Source organism: Microbacterium aurugineum (assembly GCF_023101205.1).
In the GTDB taxonomy this organism is placed as follows: Bacteria; Actinomycetota; Actinomycetes; order Actinomycetales; family Microbacteriaceae; genus Microbacterium; species Microbacterium aurugineum.
On record NZ_CP078078.1, the window covers coordinates 1682696 to 1696190 of the forward strand.

Genomic DNA, 13495 nt, shown 5'->3' on the forward strand with positions numbered 1-13495 from the left:
GCTGGGGCGATGGCAGATGTGCGGTTCGTGGCGATCGGCGACTCCTTCACGGAGGGGGTCGGTGACGTCCTTCCGGATGGGCGGGAACGCGGTTGGGCGGACCTCGCAGCTCAAGGATGGGCCGATGCAGCCGGATACCCGATCCAGTATGCGAACCTCGCGATCCGGGGCAAGCTGGCCTGGCCGATCGTCGAGCAGCAGTTGGAACCGGCGCTCGCGCTGCGCCCGACCCACCTCTCCTTCAACGGCGGTGGCAACGACATGCTGCGACCGCGTACCGACGTCGAGCACATCGCCGACGCTTTCAGCCGGGTGCTGCGTCGCTGCGACGAGGAGGGCGTGACCATGATCCTGCTTTCCGGTGCGAACCCGAGCGGGCAGCTGCCGATGGGTTCCCTCGTCCAGCGCAGGGGAGACCTGCTCTCCGAGGCGGTGCTCCGACGCATCGAAGGACGCCCCGACGTCATCCGGGCGCTCAACTGGCCCGATCGCGAACTCTCTCGCGGCGCGTACTGGGCCGACGATCGTCTGCACATGAACGCGGCTGGCCATCACCGTGTCGCTGCCAGGGTGCTCCACGCGCTCGGGTTCGAGCCTCCGGAGACCTGGTGGGCGCCGAGCGATCGCATGGGCGGAGGACCATCGGGCCTCGCGTACTACCGCGAGTTCGTCGGGCCCTGGGTGCGCCGACGAGTGACGCGTACCTCGTCGGGCGACGGCCGTGCGGCGAAATACCCGGCCTGGGTCGAACGGGTCCCGTCGTGATGCCGCGGAGTGACGCGAAGTGACCGACATCGAGCTCGCGCGAATCCCCGCCGGGGTCGTGACCCTCCGCGATGCGCGACGCGGTGAGCAGCGTGAGGTGACGCTCGAGCCGTACGAGATCGGCGTGTACCCCGTGACCGAGGCGCAGCTCACCGAGGTACTGGGCATTCCGATGCGCCACCCGCGTCGCCCCGCAGCCGACCTGAGCTGGTTGCGCGCCGTCCATTTCTGCAACGCCGCCTCCGAGTGGGAAGGGTTGGACCAGGTCTATCTGTTCGACGGCGAGGAGGTCGCCTGGGACACGACGGCCGACGGCTACCGACTGCCCACCGAGGCGGAATGGGAGTTCGCGTGTCGGGCGGGGTCGACCGGGCCGCACTATGCGCCTCTGGCCGATGCGGCGTGGACGAGTGCGGACGGCGTCTCGTCTCCGCAAGATGTCGGGGGGAAGCTCCCGAACCTCCACGGTCTCTTCGACACCCTCGGCAACGTATGGGAGTGGTGCTGGGACCTCCTGGATCCTGCCCGCTACGACGACTACCGGGTGTTCCGCGGGGGCGGATTCGCTGACGATGCGTGGAGTGTCCGCGCCTCGGTCCGCCGAGGGGGAGCGCCGCGGATGCATCACGAAGACGTCGGCCTCCGGCTTGCTCGAGGGGCGTTCGACACGCTCGAACAAGCGCAGGGGTGGTCGGCTCGAGCCGACCGCGAGCGTGCTGTGCAGGACGGGCCGCTTCCGTCGGGTTGGACGCCGCGTCGACGGTGACGTCTCTCTCGCAGTCTCCGAAGTCCGCAGAGGGAAGGCTCGCTGTCCGACGGTTTTGGCGGGGAGCAGCACGGGTGGAAAGCTGGTTCCATGGCATCGGAATATTCGCTCATCGTCTCCCAGGGCCGCGTCGCCGACCGCACCGATGGGGCGCTCGCGGGTGCACGACGCGTCGGCGAGGCGGTCTCGTCACTTCTCGCTGTCGACCCGCTGATCATCGGCACGCCGACACCGAGCGAGATCGATGATTGGTCCGTCGCACTTCCCGAAGCGGAGACGACGTTGAGAGGGCTGCGCACCGCGGTGAGCGAAGCCATCGCGGATGGCACGACGCCTCTTCTGATCACCAACACCTGCGCGGCGAGCCTCGGCACGTTGCCGACGGCGGCCGCGCATCATCCCGAGGCCGTCGTGCTCTGGATCGACGCGCATGGCGACTTCAACACACCCGATACGACCGATTCCGGGTATCTGGGAGGTATGGTCCTGGCCGCTGCGTGTGGGCTCTGGAACAGCGGGCACGGGGCGGGCCTCGATCCGAGAAAGGTGGTGGTGGTCGGTGGCCGGGACATCGACACCGCTGAGGAGCAGCTGCTCGCCGATGCCGGCGTCACCGTCATCCCCCCGTCGGAGAGCACGCCCGAGCGCGTCCTCGAGTCGGTCGCGGGTCGCCCGGTGTGGATCCACGTCGATTGGGACGTCCTCGAGCCTGGCTACATCCCTGCCGCGTACCGCGTCGGGGGAGGACTGCTGCCTCACCAGATCGCCGCGATCTTCGCTGCGCTACCGCCGGACTCCGTGCGGGGGATCGAACTCGCGGAGTTCGAAGCAGGCGATGCGGAGGTGCCGGAGCGCGTCAGCGTCGAGTTGATCGTGGAGACACTCCAGCACCTGCTCCGCTGAGCGTCCCTCAGCGCCGACGTTCCGGATCGAGGCCGATGCGGATCCGAGTGCGTTTGCGTTCGATCAGGATGAAGGTCACCCCGAGGATCCACAGCGGGATGGGCATGAGGAAGGCGATCCTGAAGGCCTCCAGCGAATAGGTCTCTGGGGTCCCCGCGCCCTGCAGGTCGAGCGCGAGTCCGATCAGGAAGATCGCGATCAATGCGGCGATGAAGCCACCCGCGTTCGTGACACCGGTCGCGGTGCTCAGACGATGACTCGGGTTGTGCGTCCGAGCGTGGTCGAAGGCGATCATCGAAGCGGGGCCACCGGTGGCGAGAGCGATCGCCAGCACGTAGAGGAGCCAGATCGGCGCCGCTCCGGGGAGAGCGATGACAGCGATCCACGCTGCCATCTGCACGCCGACGGCGGGGAGCACGAGCGCGAGTGAGCGGTGATTCGGGTGTCGGCGGGAGAGGTCGCCGATGATCGGCCCGAGAAACATTCCCGCAACGACATATACAGAGATGATGCCGGCGGCGTGCGCGGTGTCGAGACCCTCACCGGCGGTGAGGAACGGCATTCCCCACAGCAGCACGAAAGCAGTACCCGCAAAGGGAGTGGTGAAGTGCGACCAGAAGGCGAGCCTGGTGCCGGGGTGAGCCCACGCCGCGCGTATGCCGACACCGGTGTCTATCGCAGACGTGACGACGCGGACCACACCCGTATCCGTGTTGACGGTGACGTCCGCGCCCTGCTCCGGGGGATGGTTGCGGATCACCAGCGCCACGAGGATCGCGAACAGCAGACCGAGTCCCGCGATGCTTCCGAACGTGATGCTCCAGGTCGTCGCGTGGAGCAGCGCCGCGAGCGGGACCAGCGCGATCAGCTGGCCGGCCTGGCCGATGATTCCGGTGAACTGCACCATCAGCGGTCCGCGCTGCGCGGGGAACCAGGTCGCGACGAGTCGAAGCACGGCGGGGAAGATCGCGGCGTCGCCGGCGCCGAGCAGCACACGCGCGAAGATCGCGATCCCGATGTTCGGAGACAGCGCCATCGTCAGCTGACCAGCCGCCATGAGCAGCATGCCGACCGTCATGATCGGTCGTGATCCGAAGCGATCGAGGAGCACCCCGACAGGAATCTGCATTCCGCCGTAGACGGCGAGCTGCACCACGGCGAACAGGGCGAGCGTCGACGCATCCGCCTGGAACCGGTCCGCCGCTTCGACGCCGACCGCGCCGAGGGACGTGCGATTCGTGATGGCGAGGACGTAGGCCGCGACACCGACCGACCAGATGATCCATGCGCGCAACCCCGGGGTCGACACGGGAGAGGGGGAGACCGGCGGCACGCCTCAACGCTACTCCTCTGCCACCGGGCTTCAGTGCCCTCGGAGCGTTGTCGGTGACGGTGGCTACGGTGGCGTCATGACAGGTTCACCTCTGCACCACTCACTGGACTACATCGAGCTCGTCGTCACCGATCTGGAGAAGTCGAAGGATTTCTTCCGTGAGGCCTTCGGTTGGGGCTTCCACGACTACGGCCCCGGATACGCAGGGATCGTTTCACCGCGCGACGACGGCAATGAATCCGGTGGGCTGATGCTCGCGGATGAGCCGCGGCCGGTCGGCGGTCCTCTCGTGCTCCTCTACTCCGAAGACCTCGACGCCACGCAGGCTGCGATCGAGAAGGCCGGCGGCGCGATCCTCCAGGCGCCGTACGAGTTCCCCGGTGGACGACGCCTCCACTTCGCAGACCCGACGGGCAACGAGCTCGGCGTCTGGTCCACACAGTAGGAGTCCCGCCGGGGCTCTCATCTCACCGCGGCCCAGGCGCTACGAAGCGTGACGGAGACGTGCTATCCAGGGAGTTCGATCTCCCGCGCCTTTTGGAGCAACAAGCGGAACTCAGCGAGGTCAAGGTCGTCGACCGACCGGAAGGTGATCGCCGCAGCGCCGACCTTGACCTTCCCGAGCTGATGAGCGCGCGCACGCACAAGGTACTCGCCGTTCTCGGCCGCGTTCACGTAGACCGACAAGTGGCTCTTCTGCTCCGCGAGCCCCACGAGGAACCAGTCGACGCTTCCGCCCCGAGGGCGGGGCTGAGCGATCGTGCCGTAGCCCACGATCGCCTGTTCCGTGCCGCCCCACATCTTGCCTCGCCACAGCACACGGTCCACCCCAGGCAGCGCTTCACGGATGATCTCGTCCAAGCGCACGAGTTCATCGGCGCGTGACGCCGCCACCAGGAACCCATACACGTCATCTTTCACTCTGTCCACGATCGGAGCCTATCGCCGAGGTTCATTCGTCGATGCCGACTTCGGACTACGCGCTTTCGCTCGTCGGGTTGTGTAGCCCCGGACGCCCGAGGTTCTGCAGGATCGATGACACCAGTTCGTCGGTCGACACCTCGCGGCCCACTCGCGTCTCTTCGAACCAGGGGAGGGGCTGCCATCCGTCGTACCATTCGCGGAGCTCGTCCTCTCCGAAGGCGGTCGCGAGCGGTCTTCCCGCATGACGCCGAATCGTCTCGTCGAGCCCGACGTCAAACTGGTAGATGAGCGTGGTTCCGAGGTGATCGAGATGCAAGCGTTCGAAGATGTCGGAATAATCGCGGAGATTGAAGATCCCGTCAAGGATGACGTCATATCCGAGGTCCAACGCCTGTCTGGCTGCACCGATGATCAGCGTGCTCGCGTCCCGGGATAGCCGGCGCCGATCGGGGTCGTGCAGCACCTCGCGGCGAAAGTGATCCTGAGAGATGAGAGCCACCCGCCGCCCGAGGAGATTCTGCCGCAACGCCGTCGCCGTCGTCGTCTTGCCTGACGCGGCGTCGCCGCGCAGGATGACGAGACACGTGGAGTCACTGCCGGTGGGAGTCATCGAACCTATCCTCGCAGTTCCTGCCGCAGCGAGAGGAGGAGAGACCTGATCGACACAAACTGACATAATGTGCATTATCGGATATCACTCGAGCGAGAGTGGGGTGCTCGATAGGCTCGCTGCGTGAACGGGAACAACGTCGACATCGACTGGGAATCTGCGCGGCTGGCGAACCAGGCGAACTGGGAAGATCGCGTGCCTGTGCACGAAGAAGCGTACGGACTCGACACGTTCGACGACCCGGCTCATCTCAGCGACGTCGTGCGCGACGATCTGGTCGCGATGAAGTCGTTCCTTCCGTCCGGTTCGCTCTCCGGGCTCGACCTGTGCCATCTGCAGTGCCACATCGGCACCGACACGGTCTCGCTGGCTCGAGCGGGCGCCACAGTCACCGGCGTCGACTTCTCGCCGTCCGCGCTCCGTGCTGCCGCCCAGCTTGCTGCACGCCTGGGTATCGACGCCACCTGGGTGGAGACCGACGTTCTCGATGCGCGTGCCGCAGTCGACGGCGTCTTCGATGTCGTCTACACGAGCATCGGGACGATCACCTGGCTCAGCGACCTGGACCGGTGGGCCGCCCAGATCGTGGCCCTGCTGCGCCCAGGCGGCATGTTCTTCATCCGAGACGGCCATCCCGCGCTCTACGCACTCGATGAGAACGCTGCTGAGCTCACCACACGCTATTCCTACTTCGCGACCGGGCATGCGCAGCAGTGGGATGACGACAGCACCTACGTCGGCGACGGACGCCTCGCTCACACGCGTACGTACGAGTGGCCGCACCCCCTGTCCGAGATCCTCGGCGCTCTGTTGCGCGCTGGTCTCCGACTCATCCACTTCGACGAAGGCCGAACGCTGCCGTGGCGCTTCAGCGACCGCATGGTGGAGGTTCCCGGCGGCTATGCCTGGCCCGATGCAGAGCGCGACAAGCTGCCGTGCACGTACACGATCATCGCCCGCCGGGACTGAGACCGCGACGAAGCGGGGCGCAACGCCGGGCGGACTATCCCCCTGCCCGACTCACGCTCCGACGTACTCCGCGAGGTGCTCCCCCGTGAGCGTCGCCTTTTGGGATACCAAATCTCTCGGGGTTCCCTCGAAGACGATCTTCCCGCCGTCGTGACCGGCGCCGGGGCCGATGTCGATGATCCAGTCCGCGTGCGCCATGACTGCTTGATGGTGTTCGATGACGATCACGGTCTTCCCCGCGTCGACGAGTCGATCCAGCAGGCCCAGGATCTTGTCGACATCCGCGAGGTGCAAACCTGTCGTGGGCTCATCGAGCACGTAGACGTCGCCCTTCTCCCCCATCTGGATCGCGAGCTTGAGACGCTGGCGTTCGCCGCCCGACAGCGTCGACAGCGGTTGCCCGAGCGACAGATATCCGAGTCCCACGTCTTCCATGCGACCGAGGATCGCCGCCGCGGCGGGCAGCTTCGCCTCGCCGTCGCCGAAGAAGACCCGGGCCTCGGCGACCGGCAGATCGAGGACCTCGGTGATGTCCTTGCCCGCGAGCTTGTACTCCAGCACGCCTGCCTGGAAGCGCTTACCTCCGCAGTCCTCGCACGGCGTCTCGATCGTGTCCATGAAACCGAGTTCGGTGATGATGACGCCCGCCCCCTTGCATGACGGACACGCGCCTTCCGAGTTCGCGCTGAACAGCGCCGGCTTCACGCCGTTCGCCTTCGCGAACGCCTTCCGGATCGGTTCGAGGAGTCCTGTGTAGGTGGCAGGATTGCTGCGGCGGGACCCCTTGATCGCGGCCTGGTCGATCGCGACGACGCCATCCTGATGGGACACCGATCCATGGATGAGTGAGCTCTTGCCCGACCCGGCGACGCCGGTCACGACGGTGAGGACTCCGGTGGGGATATCGACATCGACGTCCTGCAGATTGTTCGCCGACGCGCCGCGCACTTCGATCTTTCCCGACCCCGTTCGCACCTCGTCCTTCAACGTCGCGCGGTCTTCGAGATGATCTCCGGTCTTCGTTCCGCTCGCTTTCAGCCCCTCGACCGAGCCCTCGTAGCAGATCTCTCCGCCCGCGCTGCCGGCTCCTGGCCCCAGATCCACGACGTGATCGCCGATCGCGATGGTCTCAGGCTTGTGCTCGACGACGAGGACGGTGTTGCCCTTGTCGCGCAGTTGCAGCAGCAGGCCGTTCATCCGCTGGATGTCGTGCGGATGCAGGCCGATCGTCGGCTCGTCGAACACGTAGGTGATGTCCGTGAGCGAGGAGCCGAGGTGCCGCAGCATCTTGATGCGTTGCGCCTCTCCCCCGGACAGCGTGCCCGACGGCCGCTCGAGGCTGAGGTATCCCAGTCCCAGCGTCACGAATGCGTCCAGGTTGGCGCTGAGCGCCTGCAAGAGCGGTCCGGCGCCGGGAAGATCGAGGCCGCGCACCCACTCAGCCAGGTCGGTCACCTGCATTCGGCACGCATCCGCGATGCTGACGCCCTCGATCTTCGAAGAGCGCGCACCTTCAGTGAGCCGCGTGCCGTCGCACTCCGGGCAGACCGCGAAAGTGGCGACGCGTTCGACGAAGGCTCGGATGTGCGGCTGGAGTGCGTCGAGATCCTTCGAGAGCATCGCCTTCGTGATCTTGGGGATCAGACCTTCGTAGGTCATGTTGATCCCCGAGATCTTCACCTTCGTGACCTCGCCGTAGAGGAACAGATGCCGCTGCTTGTCCGTGAACTCCGCGATCGGTTTGTCGGACGGATAGAACCCCGACTGGGAGAAGCCCTTCACCATCCACCCGTCGGCGGTGTAGCCGGGGACCATGATGGCGCCCTCATCGAGCGACTTGGACTCGTCGACGATCTGCGTGAGATCGAGGTCCGACACCGCTCCCCTCCCCTCGCAACGCGGACACATGCCGCCCAGATAGATCGCATCCTTCACGATCTTCTTCTCGCCGCCGGGACCGGTCATGACGCCGCTGGCCTTCTGCGTCGGGATGTTGAAAGAGAAGGCCGTCGGTCCGCCGATGTAGGGCTGCCCGAGCTTGCTGAACAGGATGCGCAGCATCGCGTTGGCATCGGTGACCGTTCCGACGGTCGAGCGCGGATTCGCGCCGAGTCGCTCCTGATCGACGATGATCGCCGTGGTCAGCCCCTCCAGGACGTCGACGTCGGGACGCGGCACCGACGGCATGAATCCCTGCACGAAAGCGCTGTACGTCTCATCGATCATCCGGCGGGATTCCGCGGCGATCGTGTCGAAGACGAGGGAGCTCTTGCCTGAACCCGATACGCCGGTGAACACGGTGAGACGTCGCTTCGGGATCTCTACGCTGACATCCTTCAGATTGTTCTCGCGCGCGCCCTGAACGCGGATCAGGTCGTGGGTGTCGGCGGGGTGCTCGGTGGTCATCAGCGTCCTTCGTCGATTCGGTGGAGGGTTCAGGCGGCCTGGTTGATACGGAGCAGGTTGCCTGCCGGATCCCGGAAAGCACAGTCGCGGACGCCGTAAGGCTGGTCCATGGGTTCCTGCACGACGTCTGCCCCGCCTTCGACGAGCCGTTCGAAGAGCCCGTCGAGGTCGTCGCTCGCGAGGGTGAGCGCGGCATAGCTGCCCTTGGCGATCAGCTCGAGGATCGTCTGCCGCTCGGCGTCGGTGATGCCGGGGTCGGTTGCCGGTGGGTGAAGCACGATCGATGTCTCGGGCTGTCCCTCCGGTCCGACCGTGAGCCAGCGGAGACCGTCGTACCCGACGTCGTTGCGCACCTCGAAGCCGAGCGCATCTCGGTAGAACCCGAGCGCAGCTTCGGCGTCGGTGTGAGGCAGGAAGGCGTAGTGGATGCTGATGTTCATGGTTTTCACGTTAGATGGGCATCGATGCGGGGTGCTTCTTGATTCCTGATCGGTCGTGTGACCTGCTTGGCCTGGAACGAGGGAATCCCTTCGACGTGCGCTGCTCGTTCACGGTACACGCGGGGTGAGACACCGACCAGCTCGGTGAACCGGGTGCTGAACGTGCCGAGCGATGAGCAGCCGACTTCGAAGCAGACCTCGGTGACCGTGAGGTCGCCACGGCGCAGGAGCGCCATGGCCCGCTCGATCCGTCTCGTCATCAGGTACGAGTACGGCGATTCGCCGTATGCGTCCCGGAAGCACCGACTCAGGTGCCCCGCCGACATGTGCACACCCCGGGCCAGCGCCTCGACATCGAGCGGCCGGGCATACTCGCGATCGATGCGATCCCGCACTCTTCGCATCACTGTGAGCTCGCGCAAGCGCGCATCATCCGGACCCGTCACGAAGTCGATAGTGCCATGACGCCGGGTGTCCTGGTGTGACGGAATGAAACGCGAACGGCGACTCCTCCCCATCTGGGGCGGTGAGGGCGCTACCCTGAGGAAGCATCCTCACAGGATCTTCTCAGAAAGGGGTCCCCCACCATGTCTGAACCACTCACCGAGGCGAAGTCACTGTTCAAATCGATTCGCATCTCGCTCGCCGTCGCCGGTGTTCTCGCGCTCGTCGCCGGAATCGTCCTCCTCGTCTGGCCGGTGAAGTCCGCGGTCATCGTGACGGCGATCTTCGCCTCCTACCTGGTCGTCGCCGGACTCGTCTACATCGGGCTGGGCATCTTCTCGAGCGCCAAGGGCGGATGGGCCCGCGTGGGGCACATCGTCCTCGGACTGCTCTACGTCGCGGCGGGCATCATCGCGTTCTTCAACTTGAATGCAGCCGCGGCCACGCTCGCGTTCGTGGTCGTGATCTTCATCGGCATCAGCTGGATCGTCGATGGCGTCGTGGCCTTGACGCTTCTGGGCAGCGATGGCTCGCGCGTCTGGACCGTTCTCTACGCGCTCCTGAGCATCGTCGCCGGAATCATCGTCCTGTTCTCGCCGCTGATCGCCGGCTTCGCATTCTGGCTGCTGCTCGGCATCTCGCTGATCGTTCTCGGCATCATCCAGATCGTGCGCGCTTTCACGCTCGGCAAGGACGAGAAGGAGTATGTGGCCGCCGTTCAGGGAGACACGGCCAGCTGATCTCCCCCGCGAACAGAACGGCCCCGTCCTGCATCCAGCAGGACGGGGCCGTTCCGTAGGTCGGAGGTCACTCCGCGGCGAACGCGCTCACATCGCCGACCAGGCGTGTGTTGTCAGCCGGAACAGGATCGACCGTGGCCTTGGCCACCTCGGCAGCGAACTCGGAGACGTTGTAGAGCTTGCCTGCCGACTCCCGCCGCTCGGCGATCGCGCCGGGGTTCGCCCGCTCCAACAGGGTCGCAGTGATCGTTCCCTCGATCATGTCTCCGGAGACGACCGTGAAGCCGATCCCCTTCTCGGCAAGGCTCGGGATGAGCTCACGAAGCGCGTCTTCCCCGGCTCGCTTCGACAGCGCGACCGGCTCGTACTCCGGCATCGTGGGCGTGGTGCGGATGAAGTGGGCCTGGTGGCTGGTGACGAAGACCACCCGTGCACCGTCTCCGAGCAGCGGCGTCGCAGCCTCGAGCACGTTCAGCTGCGCGTCACGGTTCAACGTGAGCGCGTAGTCCTCCGCCATCCCCGACTCCATGCCACCGGACGCGTTGAGCACCAGCACGTCGAGGCGTCCGTACTCAGCGCGGACCGCCTCGAACATCTCGGCGACCGAGGCCGGATCGGTGAGATCCGCGCCGACGACGAGCGCGCGGCGACCGAGCTCGCGCAGCTGCGTGGCGAGCTTCTCCGCACGCGGCGCCTTGTTGCGGTAGTTGATGACCACATCGGCGCCGGCCTCGGCGAGGTAGCGCACGGTGTCGGCGCCGATCCCGCGTGATGAACCGGTGACAAGCGCGACCTTGCCTTCGAGGGATCCTGCGGGAAGAACGTCGGTCACGGTGACTCCTCATGATGCGTGAAAAAGCCGTGATCGCACGGCCCTCTCACACTATCAAGCGCGCGCCGGGGCACCCCGATGGGCGGGCCTCCGCGTGGTACGTTGACCAGAAAGGAGGCCGCATGGACAACTTCACGACATTCGTCACGTTCATCGACCAATGGGCCTGGATCGGCTGGCTGGTCCTGATCGCCGTCTTCCTCGTCATCGAGATGCTCTCGCTGGACTTCACGTTCCTCATGCTCGCCTTCGGCAGCGTCGTCGGTCTCGTGACCGATCTGCTGGGTGTGCCGGTGTGGGTGCAGGTGATCATCGCAGCGGCCGCTGCGGCGGTCTTCATCCTCTTCCTCCGGCCCCCGTTGCTCAAGCGTCTGCACCGCGGGGAGGATCCGACGAAATCGAACGTCGACGCCCTTCTCGACCTGCGCGGTGTGGCCCTGAGTGAGATCACCCAGATCTCCGGGCAAGTGAAGCTCGCGAACGGCGACACCTGGACCGCGCGGACTTCGACCCCCGTTCCGATTCCCTCGGGGGCGCCGATCGCCGTGAGCGTGATCAACGGCGCCACCGCCATCGTCCGACCCGTCAACGACTAGGAGTTCCCGTGGACGACGCATCGTTCATCCCCGCAGCGATCGGATGGATCCTCGCCATCGCCGTGATCATCTTCGTGGTGGTCACCGTCGCACGGGCCATCCGCATCATTCCGCAGGCGACTGCCGGCGTCGTCGAGCGCCTCGGGCGCTACCACAAGACGCTCACGCCAGGTCTGAACATCCTGGTCCCCTTCATCGACCGTCTTCGTCCGCTCATCGACATGCGCGAGCAGGTCGTCTCGTTCCCGCCGCAACCGGTGATCACCGAGGACAACCTCGTCGTCTCGATCGACACCGTCGTGTACTTCCAGGTCACCGATGCCCGCGCCGCCACCTACGAGATCGCGAACTACCTCGGTGCCGTCGAGCAGCTGACCACCACCACCCTGCGTAACGTCGTGGGTGGGCTCAACCTCGAAGAGGCGCTCACCAGTCGCGACAACATCAACGGCCAGCTGCGCGTCGTGCTGGACGAGGCGACGGGCAAGTGGGGCATCCGTGTCGGACGCGTCGAGCTGAAAGCGATCGACCCGCCCATCTCGATCCAGGACTCCATGGAGAAGCAGATGCGCGCCGAGCGTGACCGTCGCGCGGCGATCCTCACCGCCGAGGGCACCAAGCAGTCGGCGATCCTCGAAGCGGAGGGCTCCCGTCAAGCCGAGATCCTCCGGGCAGAGGGCGACAAGCAGGCTGCGGTGCTCCGTGCCCAAGGTGAAGCCGAAGCGATCCAGAACGTCTTCAGCGCCATTCATCAGGGTGCGCCGGACGACAAGCTGCTCGCCTACCAGTACCTGCAGATGCTCCCGAAGATCAGCGAAGGCCAGTCCAACAAGCTGTGGATCATCCCGAGCGAACTCACCGAGGCGCTCAAGGGCATCGGCAGCGCGTTCACGCCGAAGCCGGGCCAGGGCCCGACCAACACACTGCCGGGCGCGTGACGCACCCGTACTTCTCGAAGGCACGGCATCCCCGAGTCCTCGCCCACCGCGGTCTGATCACCGCGGCCGGCGAGGACTCGGGCGTCTGGGAGAACTCGGCCGCAGCCATCGCCGCCGCCCATGCCGCCGGCGCCGAGTACGTCGAGACCGACTGCCAGGTGACCGCTGACGGTGACGTCGTGCTGTTCCACGATTCGACACTCGATCGCCTCCTGGGCGACAAGCGAGCCGTCCGCGACGTGCGCACGCGCGAACTGCGCGAGATGTTCGCCGACCATGGCGGGTTGCTCACCGTCTCGGAGGCGTTCGATTCGTTTCCCGAGGTCCGTTTCAATGTCGACGTGAAGACGTCCGCCGCTGTCGAGCCACTCGGGCCGATCCTCGCCGACCACACTCACCGCGTGCTGGTGACGAGCTTCTCTGACTCCAATCGCCGTGGAACGGTCGCGTCCGTGCTGAAGGCGGGCGCCGCGCTCCGACCGGCCACCTCCGGGGGGAGCCGCACCATCGCCGCTCTCCGAGCACTCTCCGCACTGCACCTCTCCCCCGGTCGTGTGCTCGAAGACATCGATGCGCTTCAGATCCCGGAGCGCCACGGGAAGCTGACCGTACTCACCCCGGCCCTGCTCCGCGCCGCACGCCGCCGCGGCGTCGAGATCCACGTCTGGACCGTGAACGACCCCATCGACATGCTCCGACTCGTTGCGGCCGGAGTGGACGGCATCGTGTCCGACCGTGCCGACGTCGCACTGGCCACGCTCTCTGCGAAGTAGACGCCGACGCGCCCCATAACCTCCGGCGCTGGGATTCGGCTGTGAATTCCGCCGCG

General features: G+C 66.1%; 16 protein-coding genes. 9 read left to right on the forward strand and 7 right to left on the reverse strand.

Annotation, left to right across the window (positions count from 1 at the left end; all coding sequences use genetic code 11):
- The first annotated feature begins 9 nt into the window (after positions 1–9).
- The 3 genes from KV397_RS08170 to KV397_RS08180 all read left to right on the forward strand — a co-directional run bounded on the left by KV397_RS08170 (position 10) and on the right by KV397_RS08180 (position 2434).
- The gene (locus KV397_RS08170; RefSeq protein WP_261812594.1) at positions 10–765 is read left to right on the forward strand and encodes an SGNH/GDSL hydrolase family protein; all 756 of its coding nucleotides are present in this window, start codon (positions 10–12) and stop codon (positions 763–765) included.
- 19 nt (positions 766–784) lie between these two features.
- Positions 785–1531, forward strand: coding sequence for a formylglycine-generating enzyme family protein (locus tag KV397_RS08175; protein ID WP_131491026.1), 747 nt, complete (start codon positions 785–787; stop codon positions 1529–1531).
- A 90-nt stretch (positions 1532–1621) separates the two neighbouring features.
- Positions 1622–2434 (forward strand): arginase family protein, encoded by an 813-nt coding sequence (locus tag KV397_RS08180; protein ID WP_131491025.1) that lies wholly within the window; start codon positions 1622–1624, stop codon positions 2432–2434.
- Between the two features lie 7 nt (positions 2435–2441).
- On the opposite strand, the gene KV397_RS08185 is transcribed toward KV397_RS08180, so the two are convergent.
- Positions 2442–3767 (reverse strand): MFS transporter, encoded by a 1326-nt coding sequence (locus KV397_RS08185; protein WP_131491024.1) that lies wholly within the window; start codon positions 3765–3767, stop codon positions 2442–2444.
- A 76-nt stretch (positions 3768–3843) separates the two neighbouring features.
- Here KV397_RS08185 and KV397_RS08190 point away from each other — a divergent pair, with 76 nt between their 5' ends.
- Positions 3844–4212 carry a VOC family protein gene (locus KV397_RS08190; RefSeq protein ID WP_261812595.1) on the forward strand — a complete coding sequence of 123 codons (369 nt, stop codon included), beginning with the start codon at positions 3844–3846 and terminating at the stop codon, positions 4210–4212.
- 62 nt (positions 4213–4274) lie between these two features.
- On the opposite strand, the gene KV397_RS08195 is transcribed toward KV397_RS08190, so the two are convergent.
- On the reverse strand, positions 4275–4697 hold the full coding sequence (locus KV397_RS08195; RefSeq protein WP_165875368.1) for a DUF1801 domain-containing protein: 423 nt from the start codon (positions 4695–4697) through the stop codon (positions 4275–4277).
- 46 nt (positions 4698–4743) lie between these two features.
- Positions 4744–5301 carry an AAA family ATPase gene (locus tag KV397_RS08200; RefSeq protein WP_261812596.1) on the reverse strand — a complete coding sequence of 186 codons (558 nt, stop codon included), beginning with the start codon at positions 5299–5301 and terminating at the stop codon, positions 4744–4746.
- A 123-nt stretch (positions 5302–5424) separates the two neighbouring features.
- Here KV397_RS08200 and KV397_RS08205 point away from each other — a divergent pair, with 123 nt between their 5' ends.
- Positions 5425–6270: a class I SAM-dependent methyltransferase gene (locus KV397_RS08205; protein ID WP_261812597.1), complete on the forward strand. Its 846-nt coding sequence runs from the start codon at positions 5425–5427 to the stop codon at positions 6268–6270.
- A gap of 51 nt (positions 6271–6321) precedes the next feature.
- Here the strand turns inward: KV397_RS08205 and KV397_RS08210 are convergent, their stop codons facing one another.
- From KV397_RS08210 to KV397_RS08220, 3 genes are read right to left on the reverse strand one after another with little or no spacing between them, the layout of a single operon-like run.
- Positions 6322–8676 (reverse strand): excinuclease ABC subunit UvrA, encoded by a 2355-nt coding sequence (locus tag KV397_RS08210; protein ID WP_261812598.1) that lies wholly within the window; start codon positions 8674–8676, stop codon positions 6322–6324.
- Between the two features lie 29 nt (positions 8677–8705).
- Positions 8706–9116: a VOC family protein gene (locus KV397_RS08215; protein ID WP_153244117.1), complete on the reverse strand. Its 411-nt coding sequence runs from the start codon at positions 9114–9116 to the stop codon at positions 8706–8708.
- 5 nt (positions 9117–9121) lie between these two features.
- Positions 9122–9520: a helix-turn-helix transcriptional regulator gene (locus tag KV397_RS08220; RefSeq protein WP_131491104.1), complete on the reverse strand. Its 399-nt coding sequence runs from the start codon at positions 9518–9520 to the stop codon at positions 9122–9124.
- A gap of 183 nt (positions 9521–9703) precedes the next feature.
- On the opposite strand from KV397_RS08220, the gene KV397_RS08225 reads away from it, so the two are divergent.
- Positions 9704–10300 (forward strand): HdeD family acid-resistance protein, encoded by a 597-nt coding sequence (locus KV397_RS08225; RefSeq protein WP_047519592.1) that lies wholly within the window; start codon positions 9704–9706, stop codon positions 10298–10300.
- Positions 10301–10367: 67 nt separating this feature from the next.
- Here KV397_RS08225 and KV397_RS08230 read toward each other — a convergent pair whose 3' ends face one another.
- Complete coding sequence (locus KV397_RS08230) at positions 10368–11132, reverse strand: SDR family oxidoreductase (protein WP_047519594.1); 765 nt, start codon at positions 11130–11132, stop codon at positions 10368–10370.
- Positions 11133–11254: 122 nt separating this feature from the next.
- Between KV397_RS08230 and KV397_RS08235 the strand changes: the two genes are divergently transcribed.
- From KV397_RS08235 to KV397_RS08245, 3 genes are read left to right on the forward strand one after another with little or no spacing between them, the layout of a single operon-like run.
- On the forward strand, positions 11255–11728 hold the full coding sequence (locus KV397_RS08235; protein ID WP_047519596.1) for an NfeD family protein: 474 nt from the start codon (positions 11255–11257) through the stop codon (positions 11726–11728).
- A gap of 8 nt (positions 11729–11736) precedes the next feature.
- Complete coding sequence (locus KV397_RS08240) at positions 11737–12666, forward strand: SPFH domain-containing protein (protein ID WP_052193254.1); 930 nt, start codon at positions 11737–11739, stop codon at positions 12664–12666.
- Positions 12663–13439, forward strand: coding sequence for a glycerophosphodiester phosphodiesterase family protein (locus tag KV397_RS08245; RefSeq protein ID WP_261812599.1), 777 nt, complete (start codon positions 12663–12665; stop codon positions 13437–13439). Before KV397_RS08240 ends, KV397_RS08245 begins: the two co-directional genes overlap by 4 nt.
- Positions 13440–13495 lie beyond the last annotated feature (56 nt).

What these genes read in the sequence shown, in the direction of transcription:
- KV397_RS08170 (WP_261812594.1), top strand. Translation starts at nt 10, where the DNA reads ATGGCAGATGTGCGGTTCGTGGCGATCGGCGACTCCTTCACGGAGGGG.
- KV397_RS08180 (WP_131491025.1), top strand. Translation starts at nt 1,622, where the DNA reads ATGGCATCGGAATATTCGCTCATCGTCTCCCAGGGCCGCGTCGCCGAC.
- KV397_RS08190 (WP_261812595.1), top strand. Translation starts at nt 3,844, where the DNA reads ATGACAGGTTCACCTCTGCACCACTCACTGGACTACATCGAGCTCGTC.
- KV397_RS08200 (WP_261812596.1), bottom strand. Translation starts at nt 5,301, where the DNA reads ATGACTCCCACCGGCAGTGACTCCACGTGTCTCGTCATCCTGCGCGGC.
- KV397_RS08210 (WP_261812598.1), bottom strand. Translation starts at nt 8,676, where the DNA reads ATGACCACCGAGCACCCCGCCGACACCCACGACCTGATCCGCGTTCAG.
- KV397_RS08215 (WP_153244117.1), bottom strand. Translation starts at nt 9,116, where the DNA reads ATGAACATCAGCATCCACTACGCCTTCCTGCCTCACACCGACGCCGAA.
- KV397_RS08220 (WP_131491104.1), bottom strand. Translation starts at nt 9,520, where the DNA reads ATGCGAAGAGTGCGGGATCGCATCGATCGCGAGTATGCCCGGCCGCTC.
- KV397_RS08225 (WP_047519592.1), top strand. Translation starts at nt 9,704, where the DNA reads ATGTCTGAACCACTCACCGAGGCGAAGTCACTGTTCAAATCGATTCGC.
- KV397_RS08235 (WP_047519596.1), top strand. Translation starts at nt 11,255, where the DNA reads ATGGACAACTTCACGACATTCGTCACGTTCATCGACCAATGGGCCTGG.